Here is an 18,645-nt window from a genome sequence, read left to right on the forward strand (position 1 = left end):
GAGTCTTTAGTCATGGGTTACAAGGTCGTCGTCGTTGGTGCCACGGGCAATGTGGGCCGCGAAATGCTGACCATTCTCGCCGAGCGCGAGTTCCCGATTGACGAGATCGCGGCGGTTGCTTCGCCCCGGTCGCAGGGCACCGAAATCGATTTCGGTGAAACCGGCAAGACGCTCAAATGCAAGAATATCGAACATTTCGATTTTACCGGCTGGGATATCGCCCTGTTCGCCGCGGGTTCCGGCCCGACGGCGGAATATGCGCCCAAGGCGGCTGCGGCCGGTTGCGTGGTGATCGACAACAGCTCGCTCTACCGCATGGACCCGGACGTGCCGCTGATCGTGCCGGAAGTGAACCCGGACGCGATCGATGGCTATACGAAGAAGAACATCATCGCGAACCCCAACTGCTCGACCGCGCAAATGGTCGTGGCGTTGAAACCGCTGCATGACGCAGCGACGATCAAGCGTGTCGTCGTTGCGACCTACCAGTCGGTTTCCGGTGCGGGCAAGCAGGGCATGGACGAACTGTTCGAACAGTCGCGCAACATCTTCGTCGGCGATCCGGCCGAGCCCAAGAAGTTCACCAAGCAGATCGCCTTCAACGTGATCCCGCACATCGACGTCTTCCTGGAGGACGGCTCCACCAAGGAAGAGTGGAAGATGGTCGCGGAAACCAAGAAGATCCTCGATCCCAAGGTGAAAATCACCGCGACCTGCGTGCGCGTTCCCGTCTTCGTCGGCCACTCCGAAGCGCTCAATATCGAGTTCGAAAAGGAGATTTCGGCGAAGGAAGCACAGGATATCCTGCGGGAAGCGCCGGGCGTGATGCTCGTCGACAAGCGCGAGGATGGTGGTTACGTCACTCCCGTCGAGTGCGTGGGCGACTATGCCACCTTCGTCAGCCGCGTGCGTGAGGATTCGACGATCGACAATGGGCTGTCGCTCTGGTGCGTCAGCGACAATCTTCGCAAGGGCGCTGCGCTGAACGCGGTGCAGATCGCCGAACTGCTGGGCCGCCGCCACCTCAAGAAGGGCTGAGCCCTTTTGATGATCCCCGGCGCTGCTGCTGTCTGGAAAAGCCTTCCAGCCGCGCAGCGCCGGATGATCCTGATCCTGATCGCCGCCATCGCCGTGGCTAATATCGATCAGCCTTTTCCCGAACTTGCTCCGCTACAGCATGGGCCGACCCTTGCCCTTGCCCTCGCGGCCCCATGGCTGCTGCGTCGATGGCCATTGTCCAATGGCGCGGTTGCGTGCGTTCTGGCGTTCCTCCTTCTCCACACTTTGGGCGGCCGCTACATCTATTCCTACGTGCCTTATGATGATTGGGCGCGAGCGATCAGCGGACATGACCTGTCAAGCAGCCTAGGCTGGCGGCGCAACGGCTATGACCGGCTCGTCCATTTCGCTTTCGGCGCGCTGCTGACGGCGCCGATCGCTCAGGCCGCATATCGCCATGGAGCCATGCGCCGCCGCTGGAGCCTGTGCTTCGCCTTCGTTACAGTGGGCTTCGTCGGCGCTGCCTATGAGATATTCGAATGGCTGCTGACGATCATCGCCGCCGGGGAAACCGCAGACTGGTATAATGGCCAGCAGGGCGACATATGGGACCCGCAAAAGGATCTGCTGGCGGCTCAAGCCGGCGCGGCGCTGGCGTTGCTGCTTCCGGTCGTGCGCCGTATCGGGCAGGCGCAAAGTCCCGTCCTGATCAATCCCAATCATCCCGGAGGCCAAGCCGATGACCGACCTGAACTTCGAAAAGCGCGAGATTGAAGGGCTGGGCGGCGTTCCCATCGCCGTCCATATCGCGGGCGAGGGGCGGGACCTGGTGCTGATCCACGGCTATTTTTCCAACGCCTACACCAATTGGGTTCGCTATGGACATGCAGCGAAGCTGGTGGAGGCTGGCTTTCGCCTCATCCTGCCCGACCTGCGCGGGCATGGTGAAAGCGGAAAGCCGCATGATGCAGCCGCCTATCCGCCCGATGCGCTGACGGAAGACAATCTGGCGGTGGTGGCTCAACTTGGCCTCACCGATTATGATCTGGGCGGCTATTCGCTGGGCGCGCGGACGACGGTGCGGATGCTCGCCCATGGCGCAACGCCGCGCCGCGTGATCCTGGCGGGCATGGGGCTGCGGGGGCTGGTCAATACGCTCGACAAGGGCGGCTATTACCGCAACGTCCTGACGAACCTCGGCAGTTTCGAGCGGGGCACGTCGGAATGGATGACGGAGGCTTTCCTCAAGACGACGAAGGGTGATCCCGTCGCCATGCTCCACATCCTCGACACGTTCGTCGATACGCCCGCCGAAACGATCAGCAGCTTCACCCAGCTCACGGAAGTCATTTGCGGCGCTGACGATCAGGACAATGGCGTGGCGCAGGAACTGGCCGATATCCTGCCCAACGGCCGCTATGTGGAAGTGCCCGGCAATCACATGAACGCTGTGACTCGCAAGGAACTGGGGCAGGCGATGGTTGATTTTCTGACGGCCTGATGCCCCCTGCCTTGACGGGAGGGCGCCGCATTTACCGGAATGGCGGCTCGTTGAAGGCGCGCAGCTTGCGGCTGTGGAGCTTGGGGCCTTCCTTCCGCAGCAGTTCGCATGTCATCAGCCCGACGCGAAGATGCCCGGCGATCGCCTCTTCATAGAAGCGGTTCGCCTGTCCGGGCAGCTTCAATTCGCCATGGATCGGCTTGTCCGACACGCAGAGCAAGGTTCCGTAAGGCACGCGAAACCGGTATCCTTGCGCGGCGATCGTCGCCGACTCCATGTCGATGCCCACCGCGCGCGAAAGGCTGAAGCGCAGCGCTGAACTGGAGTAGCGCAACTCCCAATTGCGGTCGTCCGTGGTGACGACAGTGCCCGTGCGAAGGCGGCGCTTGAAATCCTCCTCGCTGCTTCCGCCCAGCACCGCCTCCGCCGCCTTGGCGAGGGCAACCTGCACTTCCGCGATGGCGGGCACGGGGATTTCGGGCGGCAGCATGTCGTCCAGCACCTTGTCATCGCGCAGATAGGCGTGGGCCAGCACATAGTCGCCGATGCGCTGGCTGGGCCGCAGCCCGCCGCAATGCCCGATCATCAGCCATGCTTCGGGGCGGAGCACGGCCAAATGGTCGCAGATCGTCTTGGCATTGGCGGGGCCGACGCCGATATTGACCAGCGTGATGCCGCTGCGATTGGGGGCGATCAGGTGATAGGCGGGCATCTGATGCCTGCGCCACGCGCTGTCGGCGATCATCTGTGCCGGGTCCGCCGTCTCACGCGTCACATAGACGCCGCCCGCGCCGGAAAGAGCCGTATAGCTGCTGTCGGCCCGCTGCAATTCGCGGCACGCCCAGTCCACGAACTCGTCGACATAGCGGTGATAGTTGGTGAACAGTATGTAGCGTTGCACATGCTCGGGCGGCGTGCCGGTATAATGTTTGAGGCGCGCCAGCGAAAAATCGGTGCGCAGGCCATCGAACAGGGCAAGCGGCCGCTGACCATTCGCATCGGGCATGAACAGGCCGTCAGCGATCTCGTCTCCGATCTCCGCCAGTTCGGTCGCGGGGAAATGACGCGCCAGCTCGGTCGGCGGTATGCCGTCCAGCGCCGTGACGTCGAGCCCGTCGAGAACATAGGGAAAGGGGATGGGCTGGCCGCTGACCGCCGTTTCGACATCCACCCCATAGTCGCGGACCAGCAAGTCGATCTGTTCGGCCAGATAATCGCCGAACATCTCCGGCCGCGTGACGGTGGTCACATAAAGGCCGGGCTTCGACAGGCGGGCGAAAGACCGGCCGGGCGGCGGCGCGTCCGTCTCCGCCTTATGGATGATGCGCAGTTCGGGATAGCAAAAGCGCCTGTCCTGCCGCGCTTCGGGCGGAGGAATGCTGCCGTCGAGCGCATAGGCCTGCATCGCCTCGCGCAGATTTTCGATGGAGGCCTGGTAAAGCTGCTCAAGTTGCGCGACGGTCGCGCTGCCGATGCTTTTCGTCATCGATCCTTGCTACCGCAGATGGATGACCGAAGGAAGTCAGCCGCGCCAGAACTGCCCCGGCGCGGCCATGATGATCAAAGCTGGCCGAGCAGATGGTCGGCGGACGAGAGCTTGAAATCGCCCGGTTCCTCGACGTTCAGTTCGGTCACGACGCCGTCCTTGACGATCATGGAAAAGCGCTGGCCGCGCGTGCCCAGCCCGAACTTGCTGCCATCCATGGTCAGGCCGACAGCTCTGGCGAAATCGCCATTGCCATCCGCGAGCATCGTCACCTTGCCGCCAGCACCGGCGGCCTTGCCCCATGCGTCCATGACGAACACGTCATTGACGGCGGTGCAAGCAATCTCGTCAACGCCTTTCTGCTTCAATTCTTCGGCCTTCTCGACAAAGCCGGGCAGGTGCCGCGCCGAACAGGTAGGCGTGAAAGCGCCGGGCACGGAGAACAGGGCGACCGTGCGGCCAGCGAAAAATTCGTCCGAAGACAGTTGCTGCGGGCCGTCCCCGGTCATTATGGTGAAAGTGACGCTGGGAACCCGGTCCCCCTTGGCGATGGTCATGATCTCTATCCTCGCATGTGAGGGCCGCGAGGTTGTGGCTCGCGCGGCTCCTGTCAAGGGAAGCGGAACGTGCCGCGCCGCCTTTTCCCGGCGATGGGCGCCATTGGAAAAGATACGAAGCGGCGTATATTCGCATGATGAACCAGTCTCGTTCCTATGTGGGTCAGTTTCTTCTCGCGCTTCCGGGCATGGAGGACATGCGCTTCGATCATTCGGTGGTCGCGATCTGCGTCCATGATGAAAGCGGGGCGCTGGGTATCGCCGTCAGTGACGAGATTGACGGCGTCGGCCTCCACGACCTGCTGGAAAGTTTCGACATCGATCCCGCCAATGTACCTGACGTTCCGGTTCTGCGCGGCGGGCCGGTGGAGCCACGCCGGGGCTTTGTGCTCCACTCGCTCGACTGGCAGGAACATGACATGGTGCAGGTCGGACCTGATTGGGGCTTGTCAGGATCGCTTGAGATATTGAAGGCCATTGCCGAAGGCCGGGGACCAAGCCGCTACATCGTCGCGCTCGGCTATGCCGGTTGGGGCGCGGGACAGCTTGATCAGGAGATGACGGGCGAAAGCTGGTTTCCCGCCGAATGCACTGCGGAGCTTTTGTTCGACGTGCCGGCGGACCGCAAATGGGCGGCGGCCTATGCGGCGGCCGGAGTCGACGCCTCCCATCTGGTCAGCGGCGCGGGTTCGGCGTGAAAAATCAGCCTGCCGCTGCCAGTTGATGTTCGATCCGACAACGAAACGACAGCCGTGCGCAACGCTTGTTGCTGTATCGTAACTGAACCGATAGCGGTAAAAGCCCGCTAACCCACTTCATTGACATAGCCGCAAGCGGCGGCGCGCACCCTCTCCGTCACAATGGGAGGGGGTTTTTGTCGATGAAGAAAATTCTGACGGCGGTGATTGCCGCGGTGATGCCGCTTGCGCCTGCCACGGCGGCAACATGCTGGAAAACGACTGCGGTCGAGGCGGCTCAGATCCGCGATTTCGAAATGATGCTGATGGTGTCGGCGTTGCGGTGCCGCGCGACCGGAAACAACTTCCTTGCATCCTACAATGAATTCATCCGGGACAAGCGTGATGCGCTGACGCAGGTGAATGACGAACTGCGGGAGCATTTCCGGTCGGTTGCCGGGCCGGTGGGTGCGTTGGGAGCCTATGACAACTATGTCACCGCGCTCGCCAACGTCTATGGCGCAGGGGCGGACGGGCTTGCCTGTCGCGATCTCCAGTCGATCACCGATGCCGCCAACGCGCTGCCTGCGACGCGCGCGGCGTTGCTGGAACTGTCGGACGCGGCGGGGATCACGCCGCATCTGTCCGGGCCGCGCTGCGACGTGGTCATGGCTGTAGCCAAGGGCGATCAGCGGGACGGTGAACAGGCGCGGCAGGCCCCCGTCACGGTCGCGGCGCGTGGCCCTGCCAACTAACACATAAAGAAAACTTTATATCGAAGTTGCCTTCATCGGCGGCGGTTGGTAAAGCGCAGCCATCGCCGCCGTTCGGCTTTTCCTGAGCGGCTCCGGCACATTCTAAACCGATGGAGACACGCTCGTGGCCACCGCACCCGCCACCCAGGCGCAGGACTATGTGATCGCCGATATCAACCTTGCCGCGTTCGGCCGCAAGGAAATTGAGATCGCCGAAACCGAAATGCCCGGCCTCATGGCGCTGCGCGACGAGTTCGGCGCTGCCAAGCCGCTCAAGGGCGCGCGCATTACCGGATCGCTGCACATGACGATCCAGACCGCCGTGCTGATCGAAACGCTGGCCGAACTGGGCGCTGAAATCCGCTGGGCCTCGTGCAACATCTTCTCGACCCAGGACCATGCCGCCGCCGCAATCGCCGCGCGCGGCATTCCCGTCTTCGCCGTGAAGGGCGAGACGCTGGAGGAATATTGGGACTATGTCATCCGCATCTTCGACTGGGGTGACACCACCTGCAACATGATCCTGGACGATGGCGGCGACGCCACCATGTTCGCCCTGTGGGGCGCGCGTGTCGAGGCGGGGGAGGAACTCTTCACCCCCGGTAACGAGGAAGAGGAAATCTTCGTCGCTACGCTCAAGCGCTTCCTCGCCGAGCGTCCGGGCTACCTCACCAAGACGGTCGCCGCGATCAAGGGCGTGTCGGAAGAAACCACCACCGGCGTCCATCGCCTTTATGAGCTGGCGAAGAAGGGCAAGCTGCCTTTCCCGGCGATCAACGTGAACGACAGCGTCACCAAGTCGAAGTTCGACAATCTCTATGGCTGCAAGGAATCGCTGGTCGACGCCATCCGCCGCGCCACCGACGTGATGCTGGCGGGCAAGGTCGCCTGCGTTGCTGGCTTCGGCGATGTCGGCAAGGGATCGGCGGCCTCGCTGCGCAACGGCGGCGCGCGCGTGCTGGTCACTGAAATCGACCCGATCTGCGCCTTGCAGGCGGCGATGGAAGGCTATGAAGTCGTGACGATGGAGGAAGCGGCGACCCGTGCTGACATCTTCGTCACCGCGACGGGCAACGAAGACGTCATCACCGTCGAGCATATGCGCGCGATGAAGAATATGGCGATCGTCTGCAACATCGGCCACTTCGACAGCGAGATCCAGATCGCTGGCCTCAACAATATGAAGTGGACCGAAATCAAGCCGCAGGTCGATGAAGTCGAATTCGCCGATGGCAAGAAGATCATCGTTCTGGCCAAGGGCCGCCTGGTGAACCTGGGCTGCGCCACTGGCCACCCCAGCTTCGTCATGTCCTCCAGCTTCACCAACCAGGTGCTGGCGCAGATCGAACTGTGGACCAAGTCGGACGAATATAAGAACGACGTCTATGTCCTGCCTAAGCATCTGGACGAGAAGGTCGCGGCTCTCCACCTGGAAAAGCTGGGCGTGAAGCTGTCCAAGCTGACGCCGAAGCAGGCGGCCTATATCGGCGTAACGCCGGAAGGTCCGTTCAAGCCGGATCACTACCGCTACTAAGCGCATTGATGGGGGAGGCGAAAGTCTCCCCTTTTTGCATCTGGGGCCAAGCGCGGCTTCTTCCTCCTTCGTCATGCCGAAGCAAGTGAGGCGTGACGCTGGCAGACAAGCCCTTGCGCTCATCACCGATATTTCTTCCATCTGCCCGCTTCACGCTGCTGCCGACTTCGGTTAGTCCCCTGATAATCATGCAAGGGGGCGGGCAGTTCGTGATGAGGGGTGAGCAGGCGCGATGACGTCATTGACCCCCTTTGCGGCGGTTATATTCGGGATTGTCCTGGCCGGCTGGCTCGCCGCCGCCATTTGGGCGCTCTCCACTGGCCAGCGCATGCGGCGCGAAGGGATGCAGGCGCAGGGCAGGCTTGACCGGCTCACCAGCCTGCTTGCCTCCGCCCCCGCCGCTCCCGTCATCATCCATCCTGACGGCCGTCTGGAAGCGGCGGACCGCCTCGCCAAATGGCTGGGGAAGGACCGTGTGCCTTCCTTCGTCTCCGAACTGACGGCGCCTGATGGCGGGCTGGAGCAAGCCGACGCCGCCGCCCTGGCGCAGGAGATCGCCGCCACGCAGCGCGCCGGGCGCAGCTTCGCGCTGCCGGTCCGGGGAGAGGGATCGTCCCGCCTGCTGCTGGTGCGCGGCGCGCCCGCGGGGCCGGTGCTGGCGGAAAGCGGCGGGGTGGTCCTGTGGATCTTCGACGCGACCGACAGCCAGTCCGAAATCCAGTCGCTCAAGGCGCGGGTCGAACAGTTGCGCGACGCTCTTGAAGCGCTGGCGGGACTGGTGGAGGCAGCGCCCTTCCCGATGTGGCACCGCACCCCCGACATGCGCCTCAGCCTTGTGAACGCGGCCTATGTGCGGGCGGTGGACGGAGAGAGCGCGGGTGAGGTGATCGCCAGCGGGGCCGAACTTGTCGAAACCATTGGAGGACTGACGCCGCAGGCCGCTGCGGAACAGGCGTTGAGCGAAAGCCGTCCGGTCGAGCGCATCGTCCCGGCGACCATAGACGGCGAGCGGCGGACCATGCGCGTGGTGGACGTGCCGCTGGGGGACGCTGGAGTTGCCGGCTTTGCCATGGACCAGAATGAGCTGGAACAGGCGCGGGTCGAGCATCGCAGGCTGGAAGCGGCGCAGCGCGACCTGCTCGACCGCTTGTCGGCGGGCGTGGCGCGGTTCGGCCCGGATCGCACGCTGCGTTTCTGGAACCAGCCCTTTATGAGCCTGTTCGGGCTGGATCAGGACCATCTGGCCGACCAGCCCGTGTTCGAACGCGTGCTCGACCGCATGCGGGAAACCCGCCGCCTGCCGGAACATCGCGACTTCCCCGCATGGCGGGCGGAGCGGCGGGGCTGGTTCCTTTCGCCCGATCCGCTGGAGGAAAACTGGCTGCTGGCCGACGGCACGCATCTGCGCGTCTATGCCCAGCCGCTGCCCGATGGCGGCCTGCTGCTGATCTTCGAAGACCGGACGGAGCAGGTCCAGCTATCGAGTGCCCGCGACACGCTGCTGCGGGTGCGCACGGCGACCTTCGACAATCTGTTCGAATCGATCGGCGTCTTTTCCTCCGATGGCCGCCTATCCCTGTGGAACAGCCGCTTCCGCACCATCTGGGACATTTCGGAAGATGTGCTGGCGAAGCACCCCCGCATCGATGAACTGATGCGCGCGGTCCAGTCCCGCCTGGCCAAGCCGCAACAGGCCAACCTCGTCCGCGAACTGGTGCGCGCCGCGACCGTGGAGCGTAAGCAGCGCGTCGGCCATGTCGGTTTTGCCGATGGGCGCATCTTCGAATTCGCCGCCATCCCGCTGCCGGACGGCAACGCGCTTTTCACCATGCTGGACGTGACCGACAGCCGCCGGGTCGAACAGGTGCTGCGCGACCGCAACGAAGCGCTGGAGCATGCCGACCGGGTCAAGACCGCCTTCGTCACCAATATGAGCTATGAATTGCGCACGCCGCTCACCACCATCGCCGGTTTCGCCGAGATGATGAGCGCGGGCTATGCCGGTGAGTTGGGCGATTCCGCCAAGGAATATGTCGACGGCATCTTGCAGAGCACGAACCGGCTGGCGATGCTGATCGAAAATGTGCTGGACCTGACGCAGGGCGAGGCGGGGACGCTGCCCATCGACCGCAGTCCCGTCGACCTCGCGGAACTGGCACGCGAAAGCCTGGCGCGGGTCAAGGGCGACGCCTTGGCCAAGGGGATCGACCTTGCTTTGTCACTGCAAGGCTCGCTGGGGACGGTGCAGGGTGACCGGCGCAGGATCGGCCAGGCGCTCGATCATCTGCTGGAAAATGCCGTCTGCTATAGCGGCCGGGGCGCGCGTGTGCTGCTGCATGGGGATGGCACTGCCGACAGCGCCCGGCTGGTCGTGTCCGACAATGGGCCGGGCATCAGCCTTCAGCGGCAGGCGACGATATTCGACGCCGCCGCGCGCGCTGAACAGGCGCGCAGTGGGGAAAAGGCGGGCATCGGCCTGCCGCTCGCCAAGCAATTTGCCGAGGCGCATGGCGGCAGCCTGCAACTTGTGTCGGAACCGGGGCAGGGCACCATGGCCGTGATCGATCTGCCCCGTGGCTGACGCGGCGATCCTGCTGGCGGATGAAGCCGAAATGCTCGCGTTGGGCAGCCGCCTCGCCGCCGTTGCCGGAATCGGCGACGTCATTGCACTGGAGGGTGGGCTGGGCGCGGGCAAGACGACGCTCGCGCGCGGCATATTGGAAGGGCTGGGCCTGGAGGGGGAAGCGCCGAGCCCCAGCTTCGCGATCGTCCAGCCCTATGACGTGCCAGAGGTGCGCTTGCCCGTCGCGCATGTCGACCTCTACCGCCTCGACACGCCGGGAGAGGTGGAGGAACTGGCTCTGGACGACTACCGGATGGACAGCCTGCTGATCGTCGAATGGCCGGATAGGCTTGGCGAAGATGCCTGGCCCGATGCGTTGCGGCTCCACATCGGCATCGAACCCGATGGCGCTAGGCGCTTGACAGCGTGCGTGCCGGACGCTTGGACGGAGCGATGGTCGCAGATATGATCCCGCCCGCCGATGCTCCTGCTTTCCTCGCGCGCGCGGGGTGGGAGCATGCGGCGATCCTGCCGCTTGCAGGCGACGCTTCCTTTCGCCGCTATTTCCGGGTGGTGGACGGCGCGCGGCGGGCCGTGCTGATGGATGCGCCGCCCCCGCATGAGGACCCGCGCCCCTTCATCTCCGTCGCGGAGCATCTCCAGACGCAGGGGTTCGCCGCGCCTCGCATCCTGGCGCGGGACCTTGCGCAGGGTCTGGTGCTGATAGAGGATTTCGGCGACCTGCGCCTCAAGGAACATCTGGAGGACGCGCCCGCCGATGAGGCCGGGGTCTATACCCGCGCGGTCGATCTGCTCGCCGACCTTCACCGCCTGCCCGCCGCCAGCAGCCTGCCACCCTATGACCGCGCCGTCTATCAGCGCGAAGCAGCCCTGCTGACGGAATGGTATTGCCCCGCCATAGGCCTGTCCGCCGATGCCGAAGGCTACGCCCGCGCATGGGATGCCGTGCTGCCCATAGTGGAACAGTCCGCTAGTCCCCCCGTCACCGTGCTGCGCGATTATCATGCTGAAAATATCATGTTGATCAACCGGCCGGAGGCGCGCGGGCTGGGCCTGCTCGACTTTCAGGATGCGCTGGCGGGGCACCCCGCCTATGACCTCGTTTCACTGTTGCAGGATGCCCGGCGCGACGTTTCCCCCACGCTGGAGGCCGCGATGCTGGATCATTATCGCGCGATCGCCCAGCCGCCCGCCGATTTCGACGCCGCCTATGCGGTGCTCGGCGCGCAGCGCAACGCGAAGATCATCGGCATCTTCACCCGCCTGTGGAAACGCGATGGCAAGCCGCGTTACCTGTCCTTCCTTCCCCGCATGTGGGGGCTGCTGGAACGGGACCTTGCTCACCCGGCGCTCGCCCCGGTAGCGGATTGGTTTGCCGCCAATATCCCGGCGGACAAACGCCATGATGCGCTGAAGGACCAAGTGCCCGCATGATCGACACGGCGATGTTGATGGCGGCCGGGCTTGGCAAGCGGATGCGCCCGCTGACGGCGACTCGTCCCAAGCCGCTGGTGAAGGTGGCGGGCAAGGCGCTGATGGACCATGCAATCGATCGTCTGGCAGCGGGCGGCATCAGGAAAGTGGTGGTCAATGTCCACTATCTGGCCGACACGGTCGAAGCGCATCTGCGGGCCGACCGCCACGGGATAGAGCTTCTGGTGTCCGACGAACGGCAAAAGCTGCTGGAAACGGGTGGCGGCCTCATGCATGCACGTGAATTGCTGGGGGATCAGCCCTTCTTCTGCGCCAACAGCGACAATCTGTGGGTAGACGGCGCGCAGGAAACGCTGGGCATGATGCGGCGCATCTGGGACCCGGACCGGATGGACGCGCTGCTGCTGCTCGTGCCGCTGGCCCGCGCCCATTGCCACAACGGGCAGGGCGACTTCCATATGTCCCCCTGCGGCCAGCTCAGCCGCCGGAAGACCGCGCATGTCGCGCCGTTCGTCTTCACCGGGGTGCAGATCATGTCGCCCAGACTGCTGGTCGATCCGCCGTCCGACGTATTTTCCACCAACATCTTCTGGAACCGGGCGATCGAGGCCGGGCGTCTCTATGGCGTATCGCATCAGGGGCTCTGGTTCGACGTAGGCACCCCGCGCGCCATCCCCGTGGTGGAGGCCATGCTCGCTCATGGGTGAGCGCAGCCGCCCAGCCTTGTTCAACATCCCCGCCCATCGCGCCTTTTCGGATGCGCTGGCGGCCGGTATCCTCGCCCAGTATGGCGGCGACGTCCTGCGCCTCGCTCAGGGCATGATCCTGCTGCCCAGCAACCGCGCGGTCCGGGCTGTCAGCGACGCATTCGTGCGCAGGTCCGGCGGCGGATTGCTGCTGCCGCGCCTCGTGGCGATCGGCGATCCCGGCCTTGGCGAGCAGGTTGGCGGCGCGCTCGACCTGCTGGGCGAGGGGGACGCCATTCCTCCCGCCATCGCTCCCGTGCGGCGGCAGATGATCCTCGCCCGCATGGTGCAGCAAAGCGCCAGCCAGCCGATCGACGCAGGGCAGGCGTTGAAGCTAGGGCAGGCGCTGGGCACCGTGCTGGACCAGATGCAGGTGGAGCGCGTGCCCGTCACCGCGCTTGCCAGCCTGTCGCTGACCGAGGAACTGTCCGCTCATTGGCAAAGGTCGCTGGACCTCTTTTCCATCCTCATCATGCGCTGGCCTGAGGAACTGGCGCGGCTGGGCGTGATCGACCTGGCCGACCGCCGCAACCGCCTGTTCGACCGGATAGCGGCACGGTGGAGCAGCGAACCGCCGCCCGGATTCGTGATCGCGGCGGGCATATCGACGACAGCGCCCGCCATCGCCAGCCTGCTCCGCCGCATCGCCGTCATGCCGCAGGGCAGCGTCGTTTTCGCCGGTCTGGATCAGGAGATGGATGCTCAGGCCTGGGACGCGATCGGCCCGTTCGATCCCGATCCGCTGACAGGCCGCGCGCCCGCTGGCCATGAAAGCCATCCCCAATATGCGCTGAAGCTGCTGCTCGACCGCATGAGCGCCACACGCGACGATGTGGCGGCATGGCGCTGGGGAAGCGAGCATGATGCGCGCGCGGTGCGCAGCCGGAACATTTCCAACGCCATGCTGCCGCCTCGCCTGACGAGCCGCTGGCGAGACCTGAAATCCGCCGACCGGTCGCTGTCCGGCGTGGAAGCGCTGGAGGTCGCCACTCCGGGCGAAGAGGCGCAGGCGATCGCGATCGCCCTGCGCGAAGCATTGGAGGAACCCGGCCGCACCGCTGCGCTCGTCACGCCCGACCGGCAGTTGGCGACCCGCGTGTCGGCGCATCTGGCGCGCTGGGGGATAGAGGCGGACGATTCGGCGGGCCTGCCTCTGTCACGCTTGCCGCCCGGAACATTGCTGATCGCCATGGCCGAAGCGGTGGCGGAGCGGTTTGCCCCGGTCGCCCTGCTGACCCTGCTCAAGCATCCGCTGGTGATGCGCGGGGAGCCACGCGTGGCTTGGCTGGAGGGGGTCCGATCGCTGGACCTGCTGCTGCGCGGCCCCCGGCCTCCCGCTGGTTTGCAGGGCATCGACCTGCTGCTCGATCCGCGCGACGGGGAGGACAGGCAGGCAGCGTTGCGCGCATCGGCGCGGGCGTGGTGGCCGCAGGCGCGCGCCTTGCTGGAGCCGCTGGAGCGTGCCTTTTCGGGCAGCCCGGCGCTGGCGCAGCAGTTCGCGGCCATTCGCGAGCAGGCGGGGGCGCTCACGCTCGATGCCATATGGGCCGGGCATCAGGGCCATGCCGCCGCTGAACTTTTCGCCGAAATAGAGGCATCGGCGGAGGAAGGGCCGCGTCAGGCGGATGTCCGCGCGCTTCCCGCCCTGTTCGACCATATGCTTGGCGGTGTCGCAGTGCGGCCGCCGCAGGGGGGGCATCCCCGCATCGCCATATTGGGCCTGATCGAGGCGCAGCTCGTTCAGGCCGACCTCATGATATTGGGCGGCCTCAATGAAGGCGTCTGGCCCGGCCTGCCCGCGCCTGACCCCTGGCTTGCCCCCCGCATAAGGCGGGAGCTTGGCCTTCCCGGCCTTGAAAGCCGCATCGGCCTTGCCGCGCACGACTTTGCGAGCGGGCTGGGCGCGCCGCATGTGTTGATCACGCGGGCGAGGCGCGGGTCCGGCGGACCGGCGATCGCTTCGCGCTTCTGGCTACGGTTGAAGGCGATGGCGGGGCCGCATTGGAAGCAGGCGGATCGCTATGCGGCTCTGGCGCAAGCGCTTGACCGTCCCTCCGGCCACCGTCCGGCCAGCCGCCCCGCGCCGGTGCCTCCCGCATCGGTCCGCCCCAAACTCATCCCCGTTACTGATGTCGACCGCCTCAAGGCCGACCCTTATGCCTTCTATGCAAAGCGCATCCTGCGTCTCGCCCGGCTCGATCCCGTCGATGCGGACGCTGGTCCCGCCTGGCGCGGCACGGCGGTGCATGAAATCCTGCAACATTGGGCGGAGTCCGCCGCGCGCGATCCGGCTGACCTGGAAAGGCGCGCCCGCGCGATGTTCGACCGGCCCGATGTTCATCCGCTGCTGAAAGCATTATGGCAGCCCCGCTTGATCGAGGCGATCCGCTGGATCGCGGCGGAGGTGATGGCTGACAAGGCCGCCGGACGCACCATATTGGCGGTGGAGGCGGACGGCCGGGCGGATGTCGCTGGCGTGACGCTGACGGGCAAGGCGGACCGCATCGACCGCATGCCAGACGGGCCGCTCGGCATTGTGGATTACAAGACCGGAAAGCCCCCCAGCGCCCGGCAGGTGCGGGCGGGATATGCGCTCCAGCTTGGGCTCCTTGGCCTGATAGCGGAACAGGGCGGCTTTCCCGGCGTCGAAGCACCGCTCAAAGCAGGTAGCTTCGAATATTGGTCGCTCGCGAAGAAGAATGATGCGTTCGGCTATCGCGACAGTCCCGTCGACCCGCTGGGCAAGCGGGACAAGATCGTGACGGCGGATTTCACCGATTGGGTTCACGCCCAGTTCGAGCAGGTAGCCGCAGCCTATCTGACCGGCAGCGCCCCCTTCGACGCGCAGGTGAACCCGGAAGTCGCCAGCTATGGCGATTATGACCAGCTGATGCGGCTGGAGGAATGGTATGGCCGCGACGATGGCTAGGAAGGCCGCCCCCTTGCAGAAGCTGCTGGGCGATCAGGCGCGCGCGTCGCAGCCGGACGCCCATGTCTGGCTGTCGGCCTCGGCGGGCACGGGCAAGACCCATGTGCTGACCGCCCGCGTCTTCCGCCTGCTGCTCCAGGGCGTCCGGCCGGAAAACATCCTCTGCCTCACCTTTACGACGGCGGGGGCGGCGGAAATGGCCGATCGCATCCATGATCGTCTGGCAGCCTGGGTTCAGATGGATGAGAAGGGGCTGTTCGAGGATCTGGAGGCGCTGGGCGAGGAATCCGGCCCCGATGCGCGCGACCGGGCGCGGCGGCTCTTTGCGGAAGTGCTGGAATCGACGGGCGGCGGCCTTCGCATCCAGACCATTCATGGCTTTTGCCAGCAACTGCTGACCACTTTTCCGCTTGAGGCCGATCTACCCCCCGGCTTCCGTCCGCTCGACCAGCGGGAGCAGGCCGCCCTTGCCCGGCAAACGCTGGCGGACATGGCCGTCCGCGCGCAGGAGCAGGGTGATGGCGCACTCATCGGCGCGCTTCAGGCTCTCAGCCTCAGGCTGGGGGAAGGGGGCGCGGAGCAGTTCCTGCTGCGCTGCGCATCGCAGCTGGATGCGCTTGAGCAGATTCCGCAGGACATTACGGCATGGCTGCACCGGGAACTTGGCCTGCCCGAAGGAGACATGGCGGAATATATTGCGGAACAATGCGGCGACGCGCTGTTCGACATGAGCACGCTGGCATGGATCGCCAAAGCTAACGCGGATTGGGGGAAGGACCGGGCGCTGGAGCGCTGCGACCGTATCGCCAAATGGCGCGCGCTCGACGCCGCCGGACGCGCGGAGAAGCTGGCGGAACTTCATCTCGCCTGGTGCAAGTCTGACGGCTCCATCCTTTCGGCCAAGGGCTGGGTCCCGCCCGTCGACGGCTATGCCGAAGCCTCCGCGAAACTGCATGGCCGCTGCGCCGAGCTTCTGGGCCTTCAGGCGCTCGCCGCCTATGCCGGCCTGCTGGGCCAGGCGCTCCAGGCCGGGCGCGCCTATGCCCGCGCCTATGCGGAGGCCAAGGCGCTGGCGGGCGTGGTCGATTTCAACGACCTCATCGCCCGCACCGCTTCGCTGCTGGGGCAACCTGGCATAGCCGACTGGATACGCTACAAGCTCGATCAGCGCATCGACCATATCATGGTGGACGAAGCGCAGGATACGAATTCTGCCCAATGGAGGATCGTACGGTCCATTGCGGAGGAATTTTTCACGAGCGAGTGGGAAGTCAGCGAAAAGGTGCGGACCATCTTCGCTGTGGGAGATTTCAAGCAGGCGATCTTTGGTTTCCAAGGAACAAGCCCGCAGAATTTTGCAGCGGCGCAGATACTGTTTGAGCGTGACGCGAAGCGGGCTGAGCACCCCTTCCACGACCTTTCGCTGGAACGCAGCTTCCGCTCCACCCCCGCCGTGCTCGAAGTGGTGGACCAGACGATCGCCACCCTCAGCGCCGAAAGGCTGGGGCTTCCCTCCGGCGCGGTGCGGCATGTCAGCGCCAACCGTTTTCCGGGCGAAGTGCTGTTGTGGAAACCGATCGTCGCGGGCCTGTCCGACGAAGCCGAAGGCGAAGAGGATTGGGCCGCCGATCAGGAGCGAGTGCTGGCGCAGACCATCGCGCGGCAGATTCGCCAATGGATCGACGACGGCATGATGCTGGAAAGCAGGGGCCGCCCTGTCACTGCTGGCGACATCATGATCCTGGTCCGCCGCCGCAGCGAACTGGCGCGGCTGATCGTCGCGCGCCTCTATGAGGAAGGGGTGGCGGTCGCCGGGATCGACCGGCTGCGGCTGAACGCGCCGCTGGCGGTGCGCGACCTGCTAGCCGCGCTGCGTTTCGCCGTGCAGCCGGAGGATGACCTGAACCTCGCATCGCTGCTGGTCTCGCCGCTGATCGGCTGGTCGCAGGATCAGTTGATGACGCGCCTCGCCGGGCGGCGCACAGGGCTGTGGCGTCACCTGACGGCGACGCTGGACGAGGCGGAACTGGCGCCGCTCCGCACCCTGCTGGCGCGGGCCGACTTCACCACGCCTTACCGCTATCTGGAGGCGATCCTGTCCGGCCCGGCGCAGGGCCGCGAGCGGCTGGTCGAGCGGCTGGGCGCGGAAGCGCTCGATCCGATCGAGGAACTGCTGAACGCCGCCCTGACATTCGAGACCGATGATCATCCGTCGCTGCAACGCTTCATCGACTGGTTCGACCGGGGAGAGGTGGAGATCGTCCGCGACGCGGCGGCGCAGACGGACTCGCTGCGCCTGCTGACGGTGCATGGGGCCAAGGGGTTGCAGGCGCCGGTCGTGATCCTGGCCGACGCCTGCCTTGACCCCGATGCAGGCACGCGCACCGACTCGCTCGAATGGAACGGCATCCCGATCATCGCGCCGCGCAAGCCTGAGCGGCAGGGCCCCATAGGTGAAGCACTGGAGCAGGCGCGCGCGGCTGAACGGGAGGAGCATTGGCGCCTGCTCTACGTCGCCCTGACCCGCGCGGAGGAGAAGCTGGCCGTCGCCGGTTCGCTTGGCCCCCGCGCGAAGGGCGCGCCGCAGCCGGAAAGCTGGTTCACGGCGGTCGAAAATGCGATGGCGGCGCTGGGCGCGGAATGGGATGCGGACCCGCTGTGGGGCGCGCGGCGGAGTTGGCGCGGGACGGAAGCCTTGCCGCCGCGCCGCGCGGAACAGGCGGCCGCTGCGGAAACCGCCGTCCATCCCGAACCGGCATGGCTGCGGCAACCCGCCCCGGCGGAATCGCGCCCGCCTCGTCCCCTCGCGCCGTCAGCACAGGTCGAGGATGACATTCCCTATCCTCCGCCGACGCCCGCCATGCGTCAGGCGGCCGAACGCGGCCGGTGGCTCCATGCCTTGTTCGAGCGTCTGCCCGGCATCGCGCCCGATCAGCGGCACGCGCGCGCTGACAGCTGGTTGCAGCAGCAGGGGCTTGCCGACCCCGAATCCAGGCAGGAAGTGGTCGTTCAGGCGTTGCGCGTGATCGATCATCCGCAATTCTCCGCCCTGTTCGCGCCGGGAGCGCTGGCCGAAGCGCCCATTGCCGCTGTCGTCGGCGAAATGGTGATTGCGGGCACTGTCGACCGGCTGTGCGTCGACGATGACCGGGTGCAACTGGTGGATTTCAAGACCGGGCGCGTGGCCCCCATGTCCGCCGGGGAAGTGCCCGTCGCGCACGTGCGGCAGATGGCCGCCTATGCCGCCGCGCTGGAGGTGATCTTTCCCGGCCGGCAAGTGGAAGCCGCCTTGCTCTATACCAGCGCGCCGCGCCTGATCCCGCTTTCGCCCGATCTGCTCGCGCCTCACAAGCCCGGCTTTGTAGCCGCGCAGGAGAATTTGCCCTATTCGACCGTTGAGACGGATGCGTTGCGGCCTTAGATACGCGTCCAACTGAAGGAGA

At 65.5% G+C, this 18,645-nt stretch carries 14 protein-coding genes; 12 read left to right on the forward strand and 2 right to left on the reverse strand.

Translation table 11 applies throughout. The features are described from left to right. Positions 1 to 12 precede the first annotated feature (12 nt). From L288_RS23640 to L288_RS23650, 3 genes are read left to right on the forward strand one after another with little or no spacing between them, the layout of a single operon-like run. On the forward strand, positions 13 to 1,038 hold the full coding sequence (locus tag L288_RS23640; RefSeq protein WP_021236591.1) for an aspartate-semialdehyde dehydrogenase: 1,026 nt from the start codon (positions 13 to 15) through the stop codon (positions 1,036 to 1,038). A gap of 9 nt (positions 1,039 to 1,047) precedes the next feature. After that, positions 1,048 to 1,773 (forward strand): DUF2238 domain-containing protein, encoded by a 726-nt coding sequence (locus L288_RS23645; RefSeq protein ID WP_021236592.1) that lies wholly within the window; start codon positions 1,048 to 1,050, stop codon positions 1,771 to 1,773. Then, the gene (locus tag L288_RS23650; RefSeq protein ID WP_021236593.1) at positions 1,739 to 2,500 is read left to right on the forward strand and encodes an alpha/beta fold hydrolase; all 762 of its coding nucleotides are present in this window, start codon (positions 1,739 to 1,741) and stop codon (positions 2,498 to 2,500) included. The genes L288_RS23645 and L288_RS23650 overlap by 35 nt, the downstream gene beginning before the upstream one ends. 31 nt (positions 2,501 to 2,531) lie before the next feature. On the opposite strand, the gene L288_RS23655 is transcribed toward L288_RS23650, so the two are convergent. Together L288_RS23655 and L288_RS23660 are read right to left on the reverse strand one after the other, a co-directional pair. Continuing rightward, positions 2,532 to 3,986 carry an AMP nucleosidase gene (locus L288_RS23655; RefSeq protein ID WP_021236594.1) on the reverse strand — a complete coding sequence of 485 codons (1,455 nt, stop codon included), beginning with the start codon at positions 3,984 to 3,986 and terminating at the stop codon, positions 2,532 to 2,534. Positions 3,987 to 4,060: 74 nt separating this feature from the next. Further along, positions 4,061 to 4,543 carry a peroxiredoxin gene (locus L288_RS23660; protein WP_021236595.1) on the reverse strand — a complete coding sequence of 161 codons (483 nt, stop codon included), beginning with the start codon at positions 4,541 to 4,543 and terminating at the stop codon, positions 4,061 to 4,063. A 137-nt stretch (positions 4,544 to 4,680) separates the two neighbouring features. Here L288_RS23660 and L288_RS23665 point away from each other — a divergent pair, with 137 nt between their 5' ends. The 9 genes from L288_RS23665 to addA all read left to right on the forward strand — a co-directional run bounded on the left by L288_RS23665 (position 4,681) and on the right by addA (position 18,623). Then, positions 4,681 to 5,241 carry a YqgE/AlgH family protein gene (locus tag L288_RS23665; protein WP_030541829.1) on the forward strand — a complete coding sequence of 187 codons (561 nt, stop codon included), beginning with the start codon at positions 4,681 to 4,683 and terminating at the stop codon, positions 5,239 to 5,241. A gap of 182 nt (positions 5,242 to 5,423) precedes the next feature. Further along, a complete protein-coding gene (locus tag L288_RS23670; RefSeq protein WP_021236597.1) occupies positions 5,424 to 5,975 on the forward strand; it encodes a hypothetical protein in 552 nt (183 codons plus the stop codon). 124 nt (positions 5,976 to 6,099) lie between these two features. Beyond that, a complete protein-coding gene (gene ahcY / locus L288_RS23675; protein WP_021236598.1) occupies positions 6,100 to 7,509 on the forward strand; it encodes an adenosylhomocysteinase in 1,410 nt (469 codons plus the stop codon). A 232-nt stretch (positions 7,510 to 7,741) separates the two neighbouring features. Then, on the forward strand, positions 7,742 to 10,090 hold the full coding sequence (locus L288_RS23680) for a PAS domain-containing sensor histidine kinase (RefSeq protein WP_021236599.1): 2,349 nt from the start codon (positions 7,742 to 7,744) through the stop codon (positions 10,088 to 10,090). Continuing rightward, a complete protein-coding gene (gene tsaE / locus L288_RS23685) occupies positions 10,083 to 10,541 on the forward strand; it encodes a tRNA (adenosine(37)-N6)-threonylcarbamoyltransferase complex ATPase subunit type 1 TsaE (RefSeq protein WP_021236600.1) in 459 nt (152 codons plus the stop codon). The genes L288_RS23680 and tsaE overlap by 8 nt, the downstream gene beginning before the upstream one ends. After that, positions 10,538 to 11,527 (forward strand): aminoglycoside phosphotransferase family protein, encoded by a 990-nt coding sequence (locus L288_RS23690; protein ID WP_021236601.1) that lies wholly within the window; start codon positions 10,538 to 10,540, stop codon positions 11,525 to 11,527. The genes tsaE and L288_RS23690 overlap by 4 nt, the downstream gene beginning before the upstream one ends. Next, the gene (locus L288_RS23695; RefSeq protein ID WP_021236602.1) at positions 11,524 to 12,234 is read left to right on the forward strand and encodes a nucleotidyltransferase family protein; all 711 of its coding nucleotides are present in this window, start codon (positions 11,524 to 11,526) and stop codon (positions 12,232 to 12,234) included. The genes L288_RS23690 and L288_RS23695 overlap by 4 nt, the downstream gene beginning before the upstream one ends. Beyond that, entirely contained in the window at positions 12,227 to 15,202 is a 2,976-nt protein-coding gene (gene addB, locus L288_RS23700) for a double-strand break repair protein AddB (RefSeq protein WP_021236603.1), read from the forward strand. The genes L288_RS23695 and addB overlap by 8 nt, the downstream gene beginning before the upstream one ends. Continuing rightward, complete coding sequence (gene addA / locus L288_RS23705; RefSeq protein WP_021236604.1) at positions 15,183 to 18,623, forward strand: double-strand break repair helicase AddA; 3,441 nt, start codon at positions 15,183 to 15,185, stop codon at positions 18,621 to 18,623. The genes addB and addA overlap by 20 nt, the downstream gene beginning before the upstream one ends. The last annotated feature ends 22 nt before the right edge of the window (positions 18,624 to 18,645 follow it).

Origin of the sequence: Sphingobium quisquiliarum P25, from assembly GCF_000445065.1 — a bacterium.
In the GTDB taxonomy this organism is placed as follows: Bacteria; Pseudomonadota; Alphaproteobacteria; order Sphingomonadales; family Sphingomonadaceae; genus Sphingobium; species Sphingobium quisquiliarum.